We start from the raw sequence: 16,380 nt of genomic DNA on the forward strand, positions 1-16,380 counted from the left end.
AGGCCCCGAAGGGGGCCGGCATTAGATTTCCTGATCGAAGTAGGCTTTGGCAGCCTGGAAGAACTTCATATCGTAGGTCCCGGGAACGTTGAGGTAGAGGCCGGAGCCGGAGCGTTCGGTGTGGCCCATCTTGCCCAAGATCCGGCCGTCGGCAGCCATGAGGCCTTCGATGGCGGCGGTGGATCCGTTGGGATTGAAGGCGATGTCCATGGAGGGCCGGCCATCGGGGTCGGCGTATTGGAAGGCAACCTGGTCATTCCGGAAGAAGGCTTGGACGTCCTCATCCCGGGCCAGGAAGCGGCCTTCCCCGTGGGAGATGGGGGCCTTATAGAGGCGGTCGGGGTCCAGGAAGCGGAGCCAGGGGGAGTCGGTGGAGGCCACACGGAGGTTGACGATCCGCGATTGGTGGCGGCCGATCCGGTTGTAGGTCAGGGTGGGGGCGGTTTCCTTGGGGTCGGTGATGTGACCGTAGGGGAGGAGGCCCAGTTTGACCAGGGCCTGGAAGCCGTTGCAGATGCCCAGGGCCAGACCCTCCCGTTTATAAAGGAGGTCTTCGATGGCTTGGGCGATGCCTTCATTGCGGAGGAAGGAGGCCATAAACTTGGCCGACCCGTCGGGCTCATCCCCGCCGGAGAAGCCGCCGGGCAGGTAGAGGACCTGGGCCTGGTCCAGGGCCTTGCGGAAGGCCTCCGTGGATTCGGCGATGTCCCGGCTCGTTTGGTTGCGGACCACGAAGACCTGGGGTTCCAGGCCTCCCTCCCGGATGTACTGGGCGGCGTCGTATTCGGTGTTGGTGCCCGGGCAGACCGGGATGAGGACCTTGGGACGGGCCTGGGAGGAATTGAGACGAACCTGGGACAGTTTGGCACGGACCTGGGACATGGGGTTGTCGGCAGGGGCCTTGGCCTTGGGGGCTGGGAGGTCGGCTTCGCCAATCTCGGGCCCTTCCAGGGGATAGACCTCCTCTAATGTATCCTCATAAGCCGCCAGGAGGTCGGCCAGGTCCAGGACCTCATCCTTATATTGGAGGGTCCGGTCATCGGTGGTCCGGCCCAGGAGGGTCAGGTCGAAGGCCTCGGAGGGGGCCAGGTCCTCCCGGACTTCCAGGATCAAGGAGCCGTAGGTCCGGTCGAAGAGGGCGGCCAGGTCCCGTTCCTCATAGACAAAGCCCATCCCGTTCCCCAGGGCCATTTCAAAGACCTTGTGGGCGATCCCGCCCATGTCGGGGGTCCCGGCGGCCAGGATCTTGCCCGCCCGGTTGGCTTCATCGACATAGTCGAAGAGGGCCCGGAGGGAGTCGGTTTCGGGAAGTTGGTTGTCGTCTTTCTTCGGCGAGAGGAGGTAGACCTTGTGGCCGGGGCCCTTGAATTCCGGAGAGAGGACCCGGTCCAGCTTGCCGGTGGTGACGGCAAAGGAGATGAGGGTGGGGGGGACATCCAGGTCTTCGAAGGAGCCGGACATGGAGTCCTTGCCCCCGATGGCGGCCAGGCCGAAGTCCATCTGGGCCTGGTAGGCACCCAGGAGGGCGGCCATGGGGAGCCCCCAGCGCTTGGGGTCCTGGTCCAGGCGGAGGAAGTACTCCTGGAAAGAGAGGTAGGTCTCTTCTAGGTCGGCCCCCGTGGCCACCAGCTTGGTCAGGGAATCGACCACCGCATAGTAGGCCCCGTGGTAGGGGGAGGAGGCGGTCAGGTAGGGGTCAAAGCCCCAGGCCATGAAGGAGACGTCCTCGGTGTCAGCCTTTTCCACGGAGATCTTCTGGACCATGGCCTCCGGGGGGGTCAGCTGGTTTTGACCGCCGAAGGGCATGAGGACGGTCCCCTTGCCGATGGTGGCGTCGAAGGATTCGGCCAGGCCCCGCTGGGAGGCTCCGTTCAGGTTGGTGACCACCTCTTCCATGGCGGAGGCGAAGTCCTTGGGGTCCTCCACCAGTCCGGCAAAGGAGGGGGTGAACTTGGCGGTTTCCACCGTGATGTGCTTGTCCGCTCCGTTTTCGTCCAGGAAGGACCGGTCCAGGTCCACGATGGTCTTGCCCTGCCAGGTCATCTTGACCCTAGGCTCCTCGGTGACCACGGCCACCTGGGTGGCTTCCAGGTTTTCCTCATGGGCCATGGCCAGGAATTCTTCCAGGTCCTCAGGGTCGATGCAGACGGCCATCCGCTCCTGGGATTCGGAGATGGCCAGTTCCAGCCCGTTCAGGCCCTCATACTTCTTAGGGACCTTGTCCAGGTCGATTTCCAACCCGTCGGCCAGCTCGCCGATAGCCACGGAAACCCCGCCGGCTCCAAAGTCATTGCAGCGCTTGATCATCTTGACGGCCTTGGGGTTGCGGAAGAAGCGCTGGAGCTTTCTTTCCTCGGGGGCATTCCCCTTCTGGACTTCGGCCCCTGCGGTTTCCGCCGAGTCCACCTTCTGGGCCTTGGAGGACCCGGTGGCTCCGCCGATCCCGTCACGGCCGGTCCGTCCACCCAGGAGGATGATGGGGTCGCCCGGATGGGGGGTCTCCCGGCGAACCAATTCCGCCGGAACGGCAGCGACCACCGCGCCCACTTCCAGCCGCTTGGCCACATAGTTGGGGTGGTAGATTTCCCGAACCTGGCCCGTGGCCAGACCGATCTGGTTCCCATAGGAGGAGTAGCCCTGGGCCGCTTCTCGGCAAATTTGGATCTGGGGGAGCTTGCCTTCCAGGGTCTCTTCCACCGGGGTCAGGGGGTCGCCCGCCCCGGTCACCCGCATGGCCCCATAGCAGTAGGCCCGGCCGGACAGGGGGTCCCGGATGGCCCCGCCGATGCAGGTGGCGGCCCCGCCGAAGGGCTCGATCTCTGTGGGGTGGTTGTGGGTCTCATTTTTGAAGAGGAGGAGCCAGGGCTCTTCCTTGCCATCGATGGTGACTTGAATCTTGACCGTGCAGGCGTTGATTTCTTCGGAAGCGTCCAGGCCGTCCAGCTTGCCTTGGGCCCGGAGGGCCTTGCCGGCGATGGTTCCCAGGTCCATGAAGGTGATGGGCTTGGTCCGGCCCAGTTCCTCCCGGGTTTTCAGGTAGTCCTGATAGGACTTTTCCAGGAGGGGGTCTTCAAAAGTGACTTGGTCCAGGACGGTGTTGAAGGTGGTGTGGCGGCAGTGGTCGGACCAGTAGGTGTCCAGGATGCCCAACTCGGCCTCGCTGGGGTCCCGGTCCTTCTTCTTGAAGTAGTCCTGGATCAGGGTCAGGTCGTCCAAGCCCATGGCCATGGCCCGGTCCTCCCGGAAGGCGTCCAGGGCGGCGGAGTCCATGGCCCGGAAGCCCTCCAAGATCCGGACGGGGTCCGGGGGGGTGATCTTCATGGCCAGGCTTTCCTTCTTGTCCAGGCCGGCCTCCCGTGAATCCACGGGGTTGATGAGGAGGCGGCGGAGTTTGGCCTGGTCGGCCTCGGTCAGGGCCCCATAGAAGAGGTAGACCTGGGCGGAGAGGACCCGGGGGCGGTCACCGCCCAGGAGCATCTGGATGCACTGCTCAGCGGAGTCGGCCCTTTGGTCGAATTGGCCGGGGAGGGCTTCCACGGCCAGGATGAAGTCGGCCTTCCGTCCGTCTTGGGCCTCATCTAGGCTTTGGTAGGTCAGGTCGACCGGGGGGTCGGAAAAGACCTCCTCCAGGGCCAGGTCAAAGAGGTCCTCGGAGGCCATGTCCACATCGTATCTTTTGAGGAGGCGGACTTCCTCCAGGCCATCGATCCCGTAGAGGGTTTGGGCATCCGAGAGGATCCGATCCTCCTCATTCCGAAGGCCGGGCTTTTTTTCAACGTAGCGGCGAAAGATCATGATAACCTCGCTTTCAAGGCCTCTTGGCCAATATCTTTTCGGTAGTAGGCATGGTCAAAGTGGCAGTCTTGGATGGACCGGTAGGCCTTTTTGATGGCCTGGTCCAGGGTCTTGGCCCGGTCGGTCACGGTCAAGACCCGGCCGCCGGAGGTCAGGAGGGACTCCCTCTCCAGGCGGACGCCGGCGAAGTGGACCTTGTCCAGGACCTCCTCGGAAACGGTGACCGGGTAGCCGGTCTGGTAGGCTTGGGGATAGCCCTCAGAGGCCAGGACCACGCAGCAGGCGGCATCCTTGGAGAAGTTGACTTCGACCTGGTCCAGCCGCTCCTCAGTCACGGCCTCCATGATGGTCAGGAGGTCGGATTCCAGGAGAGGAAGGACCACTTGGGTTTCGGGGTCGCCGAACCGGCAGTTATATTCGATGACCTTGGGGCCGTCTTTGGTCAGCATGAGGCCGAAGTAGAGGCAGCCCTTGAAGGGACGGCCTTCTTTGTTCATGGCTTCCACGGTGGGGAGGAAGATGGTTTCCATGCAGGTCTTGGCCACCTCATCCGTATAGTAGGGGTTGGGGGCGATGCAGCCCATGCCCCCGGTGTTGAGGCCCTTGTCCCCGTCCAAGGCTCGCTTGTGGTCCATGGAGGAGACCATGGGGACCAGGGTCTTTCCGTCGGTGAAGGTCAGGACGGTCACTTCCGGTCCTTCCAGGAATTCTTCGATCAGGCAGGTTTCGCCGGACTTGCCGAATTTCCCCTCCACCATGCAGGCCCGGACGGCCTCCCGGGCCTGGTCTTCCGTCGGGCAGATCATGACCCCCTTGCCCTTGGCCAGGCCGGAAGCCTTGACTACCAGGGGGGCGCCGACTTGGTCGATGAAGGCCAGGGCCCGGTCCAGGTCGTCGAAGACCTTGAACTTGGCCGTGGGGATACCGTATTTTTCCATGAGGCCCTTGGAGAAGGCCTTGGAGCCCTCGATCTCAGCGGCTGCCTTATTGGGGCCGAAGCAGGGGATGCCCAGGGCTTCCAGGCGGTCGACCAGGCCCATGACCAGGGGGTCGTCGGGGGAGACGACGGCATAGTCTACAGGGTTTTCTTGGGCTAATTCACAGACTCCGTCCAGGTCCTCGGCCGAGATGTCGATGCAGTCGGCATCCATCCCGTAGCCGGGGTTGCCCGGCAGGGCCCAGATGGTCCGGACTTTGGGGTTTTCACGAAGTTTTCTTACAATGGCATGTTCACGGCCGCCACCGCCGACTAAGAGGATGTTCATGAGGACTCCTTTTCATGCATGGATGGGGATAGGGGAAAAATTCAGAAACGAATCAGTGGTGGAAGAGGCGGAGGCCGGTCTTGCACATGACCATGCCGTAGCGGTCGGCCACCCGGATGACGTCATCGTCCCGGATGGACCCGGCGGGCTGGGCGACGTAGGATACGCCGGACTTCTTGGCCCGCTCCAGGTTGTCGCCGAAGGGGAAGAAGGCGTCGGACCCCAGGGCCACCCCGGTGATCTCGTCCAGGTAGGCCCGCTTGTCCTCATCGGTCAGGGGCCGGGGTCTTTCCGTAAAGTACTTTTGCCAGTTCCCCTCGGCAGTCACATCCTCCTCATTGCGGTTGATGTAGCCGTCGATGACGTTGTCCCGGACGGGCCGCTTGAGCCCTTTCTTAAAGGGGAGGGAGAGGATCTGGGGGGAGAGGCGGAGGAACCAGGTGTCGGCCTTATCCCCGGCTAAGCGGGTGCAGTGGATCCGGGACTGTTGGCCGGCCCCGATCCCGATGGTCTGGCCCTGGTAGGCGAAGGCCACGGAATTGGACTGGGTGTACTTGAGGGCGATGAGGGCGATGGTCAGGTCCCGGATGGCTTCCTGGGGGAGGTCCTTGTTCTTAGTCAGGATCTCTCGGAAGAGGTCGGGGGTGACCTTGCAGGTGTTGTGACCCTGGCTGAAGGTGACGCCGAAGACCATCTTGGTCTCGACGGCAGGGGGCTGGTAGTCGGGATCCACCTTCAAGACCACATAGTTTCCTCCCTTTTTCTCCTTGAGGATGTCCAGGGCTTCCGGAGCATAGCCCGGGGCGATGACCCCGTCGGAGACTTCGCGTTTGATCAATCGGGCCGTCGTCTCATCGCAGGGATCGGAGAGGGCGACGAAGTCCCCGAAGGAGGAGAGGCGGTCGGTCCCTCTGGCCCGGACATAGGCCTGGGCCAGGGGGGAGTCATCCAGCCCCTCCACTCCCTCCACAAAGCAGGCCTTCTTGAGTTCCGGAGAAAGGGGGAGGCCGACGGCGGCGGAGGTGGGGGAGACGTGCTTAAAAGAAGTGGCGGCCGGGAGGTCCAGGGCCTCCCTCAGCTCCTTGACCAGCTGCCAGGCGTTGAGGGCGTCCAGTCCGTTGATATAGCCGGGCCGGCCGTTGAGGACCTCGATGGGGAGGTCGGACCCGTCCTCCATGGAGAGGAAGGCGGGCTTTTGGTTGGGGTTACATCCATATTTGAGTTCCAGTTTTTTCACACTTGCCTCCTATATGGTGAGTTCTTCGTCGATGACGGTTTTGTGGTAGCGGTCCAGGATGTCCCGGACCTCGCCCCGGAGATAGTCGGTGACCTGGGCGGGGGCCCGACCCACATAATCCCTGGGGTCCAGGTGGGCCTGGATTTCCTCCAGGGTCAGGGGGATGTCGGGATCCTCGGCCAGGCGGGCGATGAGGTCATTTTCTCCCCCCTCCAGCTTGACCTTCCGGGTGGCGGCGTGGGCGTGTTCCCGGATTTTCTCATGGATGGCCTGGCGGTCTTTGCCCCGCTTGACCGAGGCCATCATGATGTTCTCCGTGGCCATGTAGGGGAGCTTTTCCATGACCCGGCGGTGGACCACCTTGTCGTAGACGGTCAGGTCCTGGGTCACGTTGATGTAGATGTTGAGGATGGAGTCCACGCCCAGGAAGGCCTCAGAGATGGAGAGTCGGCGGTTGGCCGAGTCGTCCAGGGTCCGCTCGAACCACTGGCAGGAGGCCGTGACGGCGGGGTTGAGGGCGTTGACCATGACGTGGCGGGCCAGGGCCGTGATCCGCTCCGACCGCATGGGGTTCCGCTTGTAGGGCATGGCGGAGGACCCTACCTGGGTTTTCTCAAAGGGCTCTTCCATCTCCTCGAAGGATTGGAGGATCCGGAGGTCGTTGGCAAACTTGGAGGCGGCCATAGCGAAGTTGGCCATAGCGGCCAGGTAGTGGAAGTCCACCTGGCGGGAGTAGGTCTGGCCGGAGACCGGGACGGTGTCCTCGAAGCCCAGGATCCGGGCCACGCCCTTGTCCAGGGCCTTGACCTTGTCCTCATCTCCATCAAAGAGGGCCAGGAAGGAGGCCTGGGTTCCGGTGGTTCCCTTGGCCCCGCGGAGGCGGAAGCGGTCCAGGAGGTCCTGGAGGAAGGTCATGGCCAGGACCATGTCGTTGATCCAGAGGCAGGCCCGCTTGCCCACAGTGGTCATCTGGGCGGGCTGGAGGTGGGTGTAGCCCAGGCAGGGGAGGTCCTTGTAGCGGTCGGCAAAGTCGGCCAGGTTGGCCACGACCTGGGCGGACTTCTTGAGGACCAGCTGGGAGGCATCGTAGATCTGGAGGAGTTCAGCGTTGTCCGTCACATAGCAGGAGGTGGCGCCCAGGTGGATGATGGGCCGGGCCTTGGGGGCCACCTGGCCGAAGGCGAAGACGTGGCTCATGACGTCGTGGCGGATTTCCTTCTCCTTTTGCCGGGCAACCTCATAGTCGATGTCCTCGGCGTGGTCTTCCATTTCCTTGATTTGTTCCTCGCTGATGTCCAGGCCCAGGTCCTTTTCCACCTTGGCCAGGGCGATCCACATCTTCCGCCAGGTCCGGAACTTGTAGTTGTCCGAGAAGAGGAATTCCATCTCGGCCGAGGCATAGCGGGCAGAATAGGGGGACTGGTAGGCATCATGGTTTTGAGTCATTGATCTTCTCCTTCCCGGGCATTGGTGATGATCTCTTCCACCCGGCCGGTGGCCAGGTCCTGGGTCCGGACATAGAGGGCCACCTTATTTTCACTGTCCAGGCCCGCCCAAAGGGCCCGGCTGAAGTCCTCCAGGGATTCGTCTTCGATCCGGAGGGCGACCGGCTCTCCTTGGAAGGAGGGGATGGGGTCCCCGTCCGTTTGGTAAGTAGAAAGGAAGTGGCCCAGACCGGCCCGGGCCTCAAAGTGGAAGAAGGACCGGGAGCAAGCCCCGCCTTCCGGGTCCTGGGCCTTGAGGATGGCCATCTCATAAGTAAAGGGAATATTTTCCGTCTGTTGGGTCCAGTCGGCCCGGCCGGAAATCCGGGGGGTCCAGTTGGGCCCGTCGGGTTCAAAAGTCCGGGAGAAGAGGGCCTGGTCAAAGGTCTTTCCCTCTTTTTCAAAGTCCACAATGGTGTCGGTCTGGTCCCCATTGGTCAGGATGAAGTGGTCGGGATAGGCCGCCGTGGCCCGGTAGATGATGAGGGAGGGGTCCTCCACCAGGGATTCATCGAAGAGCTTGGTGTAGAGTTGGCCTTGATCCAGGCGGAAGACCCGGTTCCGGGAATTTTTGGACCGGCCCATGATGAAGTAGGCCGAAAGGACCTTCTTCCCATCCGGGGTCAGGCCCAGGAAAATTCCCCGGCCGGGGTAGGGGTTGCCCTGGACCCATTGGGCCAGGGTCTTCTTGCTTGCAATAAAGTCCATCATGGTCTCTCCTCTCGTCTTTCGCTGTTTTTTTCGCCGGACCTCCTGGTCACGATCTCCCGGGCCAGGTCTTCCGTGGCCCGGGGGAGGAGGATCCATTCGGCCTCCTCCATGACCCGCTTCTGGAGGGTTTCGGGGCTGTCGTCCGGACGGACCTCCACGGCCTTTTGGAGGAGGATGGGCCCCCCGTCCGGCTCGGCGTTGACCAGGTGGACCGTGGCCCCTGTTACTCTGACTCCTCTTTCCAGGGCCGCCTCATGGACCTTGAGCCCGTAGTAGCCGGGACCGCAGAAGGAGGGGATGAGGGAGGGGTGGATGTTGAGGATGGGGCCGGCGAAGGCCCGGAGGAAGTCTTCGGACAGGATGGCCAGGAAGCCGGCCAGGACCACCAGGTCAATCGCTTCCTCTTTTAGGGCCGTCAGGAGTTTTTCTTCAAAGGCCGGGCCTTCCCCCTTTTTCCGGGGAATATAGAGGGCGGGGAGGTCCGCCTTCCGGGCCCTCTCCAAGGCATAGGCCCCCTTCCGGTTGGAGACCACCAAGCAGATCTCGCCATGGGGGAGGTCACCGGCCTTCTCCCGGTCCAGGAGGGCTTGGAGGTTGGTCCCGCCTCCGGAGACCAGGACGGCGATCCGGGCCCGGTCTCTCATTCGAAGGCCACCCTTTCTTCCGACCGGACGACCTTGCCCAGGCGGTAGGCGGCCAGGCCGTCCTCTCTTAGGATGGTCTGGGCTTGGTCGGCCGAATCTTCCGGAAGGACCAGGACCATGCCCACGCCCAGGTTGAAGGTGTTGAACATATCGTGGTCATCCACACCGCCCAGGTCCTGGAGGTAGGGGAAGACGGGGTGGACCCGGATGGCCTCCCGCCGGATCAGGGCCCCCAGGCCGTCCGGGAGGGAACGGGGGATGTTCTCATAGAAGCCTCCGCCGGTGATGTTGGCAACGGAGCGGACGGTCACTTTCTTGAAGACATCCAGGACTTCCTTGACGTAGATTTTGGTGGGCTCCAGGAGGACCTGGCCCACGGTCTTTCCGGCCAGGTTGAGGTCCAGGAAGGACCCGCCCAGGTTCCCGGGTCCCTTGGCCAGGATATCCTCCATAGGGAAGGGGTCATCCAGGGAGATCCCCCGGTCGGCCAGGATCTTCCGAACCAGGGAGAAGCCGTTGGAATGGAGGCCGGTGGAAGGGAGGGCCAGGAGGACGTCCCCTTCTTGGATGTCTTCGGGGTTGGGGATCTTGGACTTTTCCACGATGCCCACGGCAAAGCCGGCGATGTCGTATTCGTCTTCAGGGTAGAAGCCGGGCATTTCAGCGGTTTCTCCGCCGATGAGGCCGGCGCCGGACTGGACGCAGCCCTCGGCCACACCTTCGACGATGGAGGCGATCCGGTCGGGGTCGTTCTTCCCGCAGGCGATGTAGTCCAGGAAGAAGAGGGGCTCGGCCCCCAGGCAGATGATGTCGTTGACGCACATGGCCACGGCATCGATTCCGATGGTGTTGTGGGTGTCCATGTCGAAGGCCAGCTTGAGCTTGGTCCCGACACCGTCGGTTCCGGAGACCAGGACGGGCTCCTCATAACCCTTGGGGAGTTGGAAGAGACCGCCGAAGCCTCCGATGGAGGAGAGGACCCCGGGGCGGTTGGTCCGGGCCAGGTGGTCTTTCATGAGCTCAACGGCCCGGTAGCCGGCGGTGATGTCGACACCGGCCTGGGCATAGGCGGTGGAGTGGGATTGGTTTTTATCGGTGGTCATGTTTATTCCTTTCCATTCCAGCAGTAGGTGCAGAACCTGCAGGGGTCCAGTTCGATGGAGTCCAGGAGTCCCTTAAGGGATTGGTATTCCAGGGAGGAGAAGTGGAAGTGTTCCGCAATCTGCTTGCGGAGGGCCTTCCCTCTCTCGCTTTCCCCGTCGGCATAGTCGTCCAGGTAGTTGAGTCCTTCTTCCCCTTCCAGGTCAACGATGGTCCGGCGAGTCAGGAGTTCCATATCGTCGTGGGACCGGGAGAAGCCCAGCCAACGGCAGACATACATGGTGGGGGGTGTGGCGGACCGCATATGGACTTCTTTGGCCCCGTTTCGGTAGAGGAAGCCCACGGTTCCCTGGAGCTGGGTTCCCCGGACGATGGAGTCGTCCACGAAAAGGAGTTTTTTGTCTTTGATGAGGCCGTGGACGGGGACCAGCTTCATCCGGGCCACCTTCTCCCGCTGGCGTTGGAATTGGGGGGTGAAGGACCGGGCCCAGGTGGGGGTGTACTTGACCATGGCCCGGGCATAGGGGAGGCCGGCCTCATAGGCATAGCCCAGGGCATGGCCGATGCCGGAGTCGGGGACGCCAACTACGGAATCCAGTTCGGGGAGGAGGCCCCTTTCCTTGTCCTGCTTGGCCATGAGGGCTCCGTTCCTGTTCCGGACGGCTTCAACGTTGATGCCGTTGTAGACAGAGGCGGGGTAGCCATAGTAGGCCCAGAGGAAGGCACAGATTTTTTCTTCCTTCCTGGGGGGGACCAGCTGGAAGACCTTGTCTTTGGTGATCTTGACGATCTCTCCGGGGCCGACTTCCTGGTAGTCCCGGTAGCCCAACTTCTGGTAGGAGAAGGATTCGAAGCAGACGGCGAAGCCTTCCTCATCCCGGCCGATCATGACGGGGATCCGGCCCTTGAGGTCCCGGACGGCGATGATGGTCCCGTCGGCTTGGAGGATGAGGAGGGACATGGTTCCGTCGACGATTTCCTGGACGAAGCGGATGCCGTCGATCATGTCTTCTTTCATGTTCATGAGGGCGGCGATGAGTTCGCAGGAGTTGATCCCGCCGCCGGAGATGGCGTCGAAGTGGGCTCCCGGCTCCCGGAGGTAGCGTTCCACCAGTTCGTCCTGGTTGTTGAGGATGCCGGTGAAGCAGATGGCATAGGTCCCGAAGGAGGAGTGGATGAGGAGGGGCTGGGGGTCCCGGTCGGAGATGCAGGCGATGGCCGAGGTCCCGTGGATTTCTTCCAGGACGTGCTCGAAACGGGTCCGGAAGGGGGTGTTTTCGATGTTGTGGATCTCCCGTTGAAGGCCTTCTTCGGGGTCATAGCAGGCGATGCCGGCCCGGTGGGTTCCCAGGTGGGAGAGGTAGTCTGTTCCGTAGAAGACGTCTTCGATGGCGTCCCGGGCGGACACAAGTCCAAAAAATGCGCCCATGTGGCGGGTCTCCTTTCTGTAAAGGAAAGTGGTTGAAAAAGAAAGAGCCGTCCCAAAAAAGATACAGTGGGACGACTCGGGGTCGGAATGCTATTTACCGGAAGTGACCCGGCGGAACATTTCCTGGTAGGCGTCTTCGATCTTGCCCATGTCGCGGCGGAAACGGTCCTTGTCGAGTTTTTCGTTGGTCTCGGTGTCCCAGAACCGGCAGGTGTCCGGGGAAATCTCATCGGCGAGTACAATGGTCCCGTCGGGGAGGCGGCCGAATTCCAGCTTGAAGTCGACCAGCTTGACATTGTGCTTGAGGAAGAATTCTTTCAGGGTCTCATTGACCTTGCGGGAGAGTTCTTCAATCCGGTCCAACTCTTCCTTGGTGGCCAGCTTAAGGGCCAGGACGTGGGACTTATTGATCAGGGGGTCATGGAGGTCATCATTCTTCAGGGAGAACTCAAAGGTGGGTTCGTCAAAGTCGATGCCCTCTTCCACGCCGTAGCGCTTGGCGAAGGAGCCGGCGGAGGTGTTGCGCATGATGACTTCCAGAGGAACAATTTCAACCTTCTTAACGACGGTGTCGGTATCCGACAGTTCTTCGACAAAGTGGGTGGGGACGCCGACTTCTTCCAGGAGCTGCATGAGGATGTTGGTCATCCGGTTGTTGATGGAGCCCTTACCGACAATGGTGCCCTTCTTTGCACCGTCACCGGCGGTGGCGTCGTCCTTATAGGAGACGATCAGCTTGTCGTCTTCGTCCGTCAGGAATACCTTCTTTGCCTTGCCTTCGTAGAGTTGTTCTTTCTTTTCCATAGGTCGATTCCAGTCCTTTCTCCCTTAGCGGGGCGGGTCATGGGCGGGCGATCCGTCCAGGCCGGCCTTCCTTGTACGATTTCCAGGAACTTCTATTGTACTATTTATTGAGCTTTTCTTCCACCTTCTTATTCTTTTCCAGGTTGGCCTGGTGGTCGGCCTTCCGGCGGGCCTTGAGCCGGTCGGCCAGGTCCTCATCCTCCAGGGCCAGGATCTGGCAGGCCAGGAGGGCGGCGTTCTTTCCGCCGTCGATGGCCACGGTGGCCACGGGGATGCCGGAGGGCATCATGACGGTGGAGAGGAGGGCATCCATTCCTTCCAGGCAGGCGGACTTGCAGGGGAGGCCGATGACGGGGAGGATGGTGTTGGCGGCGAGTGCGCCGGCCAAGTGGGCGGCCATGCCGGCGACTCCGATGAGGACCCCGAAGCCCTTTTCTTCAGCTGTCTGGGCGAATTCCTTGGCTTCTTCCGGGGACCGGTGGGCGGAGTAGACATGAGCCTCAAAGGGGACCTCCAGCTCCTCCAGGATCTTGGTGGCTTTTTCCACAATGGGGAGGTCGGAGTCGGACCCCATGACGATGGCAACTTTTTTCATGACACTTCCTTTCTGGATTTTCCGGTCCGGGTTTAGAGGTCGTCGACCAGGGCACCGGACTTGGCGTATGCGGTGGACCGGGCTTCAAAGAAGTCGGTCTTGATCATGTTGGCGTTGGAGTAGTTGGAGACCCACTTCATGGACTCGGGTTCCTCCCTGTGGCCCTCATAGATGGGCTCCAGGCCGATGTCCACGGCCCTCTGGTTGGCCAGGTATTTGATGTAGTCTTCCACCATGGACTCATTGAGCCCCTGGATATCGTTGCCGATGACGTACTTGCCCCAGGCCATCTCCTGCTCAGCCCCTTCCTTGACCATGGCTTGGTACTCGGCTTGGAGGTCTTCGGTAAACATGGAGGGTTCTTCCTTCCGCAGCTCGTTGATGATGTTGCGGAAGAGCCAGAGGTGGGTGTTTTCGTCCCGGTTGATGTAGCGGATTTGCTGGGCGGACCCGGTCATCCGGCCGTTCCGGGCCAAATTGTAGAAGAACATGAAGCCGGAGTAGAAGTAGACCCCCTCCAGGATGTAGTTGGCCACGAGGACTCTTAAGAAGTTATGGGGGGTCTTTTCTTCCTGGAAGTCATTGTAGATATCGCCGATGTACTTGTTCCGCTTGGCCAGGAACTCATCATCCCGGTAGAGGTAGAGGATCTCATCCCGCTTGTCGGGCTCGCAGATGGAGTCCAGCATGTAGGAGTAGGACTGGGAGTGGATGCACTCCTGGTAGGTCTGGATGTGGAGGCAGAGGTTGACCTCATTGGCCGTGATGTAGTCGGATACGTTTGGGAGGTTGGCCGACTGGATGGAGTCCAGGAAGATGAGGAAGGAGAGGACCTTATCATAGGCCACCCGCTCCGCTTCCGGCAGGTTGGGGTACTGCTTCTTATCCTGGGCCAGGTTGATCTCCTCCGGAATCCAGAAGTTGTTCATGGCCTGGCGGTACCAGTCCGAGGTCCACTCATACTTGAGATTGTTGAAGTCATTTAAGTTGGTCGTATCCCCATTGACCATCCGTCTGGCGGTCAGAGAGATGTCCCCATCAGGGTTATAGAGGGGCTTTTTATTGATCGTTTCCATGAAAACTTCCTTTCTGTATGTAGGATGTAGAATCTAAGTCCATCGCCTCCATTATATACGATGTGGGAGAAATAGAGCAGGGGAAAGGGGGAAGGATGAGGAATGAAAATGTTTGCATCCCAAGAAAAAATACTATAATTTATATAAGTAAGGAAGGAATATGTATCGGCAAAAAAGGAGGGATCATCATGATTTCACTTCAAAAGAAAGTCGTCCACTGCCTCCTCATCTTGGGAATTTGTCTACTCTTCGTATCCTGTTCACCTTCCAAAGCCCCATCCGGTTCTGGAGAGGAGGAAAAGGGAAGTGTAGGAGTTGAGGCATCCCAATTGGTCGAAGCTTCCCAAGAAACGGTGAATGAAAAAGATCCTGCGACTTCGACGGATGTAACTACAATTGAACCATTTTCTCCGGAAGAGCAGGACAAATACTGGAAGGATGGCGGCATTCATTATTTATTCGATCCGGAGGGGAAAAGAGTTGATCTTGACCACCTTCCTCTCCAAGAGAAGATATACTACTTTGACGGCCAGGAGATATTTTCTATTGGATCCTCATTGATGAAGCCCATCAGACTTACCCCATATGTCATCATCCCGGAGGAGGGGGGAATCACTTTTGATCCTGATTTTTACCGCCATACGGGCTTAACGATCGCCAGCGTTTTCTCGGAAGAGGCGGTCAAGGAAAAATATCAATCCTACCTGCCCATGGCGGAACAATTACAAATTGGAATGGATGTTGAACCAGTTGATGTGGAATATAAAAAACACATTGAAGAAGGCCTCACCTGCTTTTTTATTCCCATTGCTAACCACCTGGTATATGGAGAAAAAGAATCCTATATTTTACAAGTTAAGCCGATATCGATAAATAAATACGATAAGTCTGTCATTAAGGCTCTTGAGAAATACGGCAATCCTGAGCAAAGGCTTTATGAGCCGGTGGCCTATGGTCTCTTTGATTTTGTCTACTATCCAAAAGACAGGGAACCTGATCGGTAAATTGCTTTGTTGGTTGATTCCGGAGAAAGGCCTTAGGAAAGGAGAATAGATATGAAAAGCATAAAAAAGTATTGGCCGGCCATTTTCTTGATCCTCGTGTTTGTCCTATTATTCATTTACCTTTTTACCTTTAAGGAGATCACCTATGAGGAGGACCGAAGCCTTCTCTTTGTCACCCTGCCCTCTCCACCCCAAGCCAAGATTATCACCGATGAAGAGGAGATTCGCTCCATTATCGACCTTCTGAATGACTCTAGCAAATTTGGAAGGGGGCTAGCCCTGAAAGCAGGTTGGATTGGTCAAATTCGGTACAAGGGCAAGACTTACATCATAGACAACAAGACCACGATTGCAGTGGATGGAGTGATGTATAAGCTAGCCGAGGAAAAGGGCGAAAAACTCTTTGAAATCTACCGGAAATCGCAGGCTGTGGAAGAGGACTTCAGCGACCAGGTATTGGAGCGGTTCAATAAGGGGAAGAAGTGATGGGGAGTCTTAAGAAGACAACAAGGGTGTTCATTTTCTTCCTTGTCAGTTCATTTCTTCTTAGCGGTTGCGGAAGTTCAAATAAGGATACTGGGCCATATGTTAATAAAGGTGAGCTCGTTCTAGAAATCGTAAATCCGAAAGACATTCGCTCTTCAACGAAAGAATTGCTTTTGGTTTTGGAGAATCAAAGTGATCATGATATCACAACTGGCGAAGCTTATGCTCTAGAGAGAAATAATCAGAGGGAGTGGACAGTAGTGGAAAATCCCATCTCCTATGAGGATCTTGCTTATATTATTCGGCCCGGGGAAAAGAAAGAATTCAAATGTCTGCTAAGTGTCGACCTCAAACCAGGAAGCTACCGGATTAAAAAGGATTATTTTCTTGAAGGCAGTGATCCTAATCTTAATACCCAGGAAAAAAGCCTTTATGTGGAATTTGAGGTCAAAGAATAATCTTCTATCGAAATACAATCTAGCTGATCGGCAAATTTGCTGGCTGGTCGCATTGGGAAAAAGGGACAAGCGGAGCCCCCTCATATGGCAAAATTAAGGGGAAGGGGGGCAAAGCAAAGCCCCCTCATTCGGCGGAATCAGGGGAAAGGGGGGCCAAGCGGAGCCCCCTCATCCGGCGAAATCCAGGGGCAGGGGGGCCAAGCGAAGCCCCCTCATTCGGCGAAACCGGGGGGCAGGGGGGCTAAGCGAAGCCTCCTTATTTAGCAAAACAGCCATTTAAGGGGGAATTAT

General features: G+C 59.1%; 14 protein-coding genes. 3 read left to right on the plus strand and 11 right to left on the minus strand.

Translation table 11 applies throughout. The features are described 5' to 3' along the window. Nucleotides 1-21: 21 nt before the first annotated feature. From HGKM_RS03145 to HGKM_RS03195, 11 genes are all read right to left on the minus strand, one after another. Nucleotides 22-3,795 (minus strand): phosphoribosylformylglycinamidine synthase, encoded by a 3,774-nt coding sequence (locus tag HGKM_RS03145; RefSeq protein ID WP_019133891.1) that lies wholly within the window; start codon nt 3,793-3,795, stop codon nt 22-24. After that, nucleotides 3,792-5,060: a phosphoribosylamine--glycine ligase gene (gene purD, locus HGKM_RS03150; RefSeq protein ID WP_019133892.1), complete on the minus strand. Its 1,269-nt coding sequence runs from the start codon at nt 5,058-5,060 to the stop codon at nt 3,792-3,794. The genes HGKM_RS03145 and purD overlap by 4 nt, the downstream gene beginning before the upstream one ends. 52 nt (nt 5,061-5,112) lie before the next feature. Continuing rightward, a complete protein-coding gene (locus tag HGKM_RS03155; RefSeq protein WP_019133893.1) occupies nt 5,113-6,297 on the minus strand; it encodes a phosphoribosylaminoimidazolecarboxamide formyltransferase in 1,185 nt (394 codons plus the stop codon). Between the two features lie 9 nt (nt 6,298-6,306). Beyond that, on the minus strand, nt 6,307-7,743 hold the full coding sequence (gene purB, locus HGKM_RS03160) for an adenylosuccinate lyase (protein WP_019133894.1): 1,437 nt from the start codon (nt 7,741-7,743) through the stop codon (nt 6,307-6,309). Beyond that, nucleotides 7,740-8,492 (minus strand): IMP cyclohydrolase, encoded by a 753-nt coding sequence (locus HGKM_RS03165; RefSeq protein WP_019133895.1) that lies wholly within the window; start codon nt 8,490-8,492, stop codon nt 7,740-7,742. The genes purB and HGKM_RS03165 overlap by 4 nt, the downstream gene beginning before the upstream one ends. Continuing rightward, on the minus strand, nt 8,489-9,136 hold the full coding sequence (purN, locus tag HGKM_RS03170; RefSeq protein WP_019133896.1) for a phosphoribosylglycinamide formyltransferase: 648 nt from the start codon (nt 9,134-9,136) through the stop codon (nt 8,489-8,491). Before purN ends, HGKM_RS03165 begins: the two co-directional genes overlap by 4 nt. Next, a complete protein-coding gene (gene purM, locus HGKM_RS03175) occupies nt 9,133-10,239 on the minus strand; it encodes a phosphoribosylformylglycinamidine cyclo-ligase (RefSeq protein ID WP_019133897.1) in 1,107 nt (368 codons plus the stop codon). Before purM ends, purN begins: the two co-directional genes overlap by 4 nt. Before the next feature lie 2 nt (nt 10,240-10,241). Then, nucleotides 10,242-11,666, minus strand: a complete 1,425-nt coding sequence (locus tag HGKM_RS03180; RefSeq protein ID WP_019133898.1) for an amidophosphoribosyltransferase — start codon at nt 11,664-11,666, stop codon at nt 10,242-10,244. A 90-nt stretch (nt 11,667-11,756) separates the two neighbouring features. Then, nucleotides 11,757-12,470: a phosphoribosylaminoimidazolesuccinocarboxamide synthase gene (gene purC, locus HGKM_RS03185; protein WP_019133899.1), complete on the minus strand. Its 714-nt coding sequence runs from the start codon at nt 12,468-12,470 to the stop codon at nt 11,757-11,759. Nucleotides 12,471-12,570: 100 nt separating this feature from the next. Continuing rightward, the gene (purE, locus tag HGKM_RS03190; RefSeq protein WP_019133900.1) at nt 12,571-13,065 is read right to left on the minus strand and encodes a 5-(carboxyamino)imidazole ribonucleotide mutase; all 495 of its coding nucleotides are present in this window, start codon (nt 13,063-13,065) and stop codon (nt 12,571-12,573) included. 32 nt (nt 13,066-13,097) lie between these two features. Continuing rightward, on the minus strand, nt 13,098-14,141 hold the full coding sequence (locus HGKM_RS03195; RefSeq protein WP_019133901.1) for a ribonucleotide-diphosphate reductase subunit beta: 1,044 nt from the start codon (nt 14,139-14,141) through the stop codon (nt 13,098-13,100). Between the two features lie 188 nt (nt 14,142-14,329). On the opposite strand from HGKM_RS03195, the gene HGKM_RS03200 reads away from it, so the two are divergent. Genes HGKM_RS03200 through HGKM_RS03210 form a run of 3 tightly spaced genes read left to right on the plus strand, consistent with a single transcriptional unit; the run spans nt 14,330 to nt 16,089 of the window. Then, nucleotides 14,330-15,145 (plus strand): hypothetical protein, encoded by an 816-nt coding sequence (locus HGKM_RS03200; protein WP_019133902.1) that lies wholly within the window; start codon nt 14,330-14,332, stop codon nt 15,143-15,145. 51 nt (nt 15,146-15,196) lie between these two features. After that, complete coding sequence (locus tag HGKM_RS03205; RefSeq protein WP_019133903.1) at nt 15,197-15,631, plus strand: hypothetical protein; 435 nt, start codon at nt 15,197-15,199, stop codon at nt 15,629-15,631. Beyond that, nucleotides 15,631-16,089, plus strand: a complete 459-nt coding sequence (locus HGKM_RS03210; RefSeq protein ID WP_019133904.1) for an immunoglobulin-like domain-containing protein — start codon at nt 15,631-15,633, stop codon at nt 16,087-16,089. The genes HGKM_RS03205 and HGKM_RS03210 overlap by 1 nt, the downstream gene beginning before the upstream one ends. Nucleotides 16,090-16,380: the final 291 nt, after the last annotated feature.

It is taken from the genome of Kallipyga massiliensis ph2 (assembly GCF_000311985.1).
Lineage (GTDB): Bacteria > Bacillota > Clostridia > Tissierellales > Peptoniphilaceae > Kallipyga > Kallipyga massiliensis.

Excerpts from the sequence above, each read along its gene's own strand:
- HGKM_RS03145 (WP_019133891.1), bottom strand. The coding sequence starts at position 3,795 with ATGATCTTTCGCCGCTACGTTGAAAAAAAGCCCGGCCTTCGGAATGAG.
- purD (WP_019133892.1), bottom strand. The coding sequence starts at position 5,060 with ATGAACATCCTCTTAGTCGGCGGTGGCGGCCGTGAACATGCCATTGTA.
- purB (WP_019133894.1), bottom strand. The coding sequence starts at position 7,743 with ATGACTCAAAACCATGATGCCTACCAGTCCCCCTATTCTGCCCGCTAT.
- HGKM_RS03165 (WP_019133895.1), bottom strand. The coding sequence starts at position 8,492 with ATGATGGACTTTATTGCAAGCAAGAAGACCCTGGCCCAATGGGTCCAG.
- purN (WP_019133896.1), bottom strand. The coding sequence starts at position 9,136 with ATGAGAGACCGGGCCCGGATCGCCGTCCTGGTCTCCGGAGGCGGGACC.
- purM (WP_019133897.1), bottom strand. The coding sequence starts at position 10,239 with ATGACCACCGATAAAAACCAATCCCACTCCACCGCCTATGCCCAGGCC.
- HGKM_RS03180 (WP_019133898.1), bottom strand. The coding sequence starts at position 11,666 with ATGGGCGCATTTTTTGGACTTGTGTCCGCCCGGGACGCCATCGAAGAC.
- purC (WP_019133899.1), bottom strand. The coding sequence starts at position 12,470 with ATGGAAAAGAAAGAACAACTCTACGAAGGCAAGGCAAAGAAGGTATTC.
- purE (WP_019133900.1), bottom strand. The coding sequence starts at position 13,065 with ATGAAAAAAGTTGCCATCGTCATGGGGTCCGACTCCGACCTCCCCATT.
- HGKM_RS03195 (WP_019133901.1), bottom strand. The coding sequence starts at position 14,141 with ATGGAAACGATCAATAAAAAGCCCCTCTATAACCCTGATGGGGACATC.
- HGKM_RS03200 (WP_019133902.1), top strand. The coding sequence starts at position 14,330 with ATGATTTCACTTCAAAAGAAAGTCGTCCACTGCCTCCTCATCTTGGGA.
- HGKM_RS03205 (WP_019133903.1), top strand. The coding sequence starts at position 15,197 with ATGAAAAGCATAAAAAAGTATTGGCCGGCCATTTTCTTGATCCTCGTG.
- HGKM_RS03210 (WP_019133904.1), top strand. The coding sequence starts at position 15,631 with ATGGGGAGTCTTAAGAAGACAACAAGGGTGTTCATTTTCTTCCTTGTC.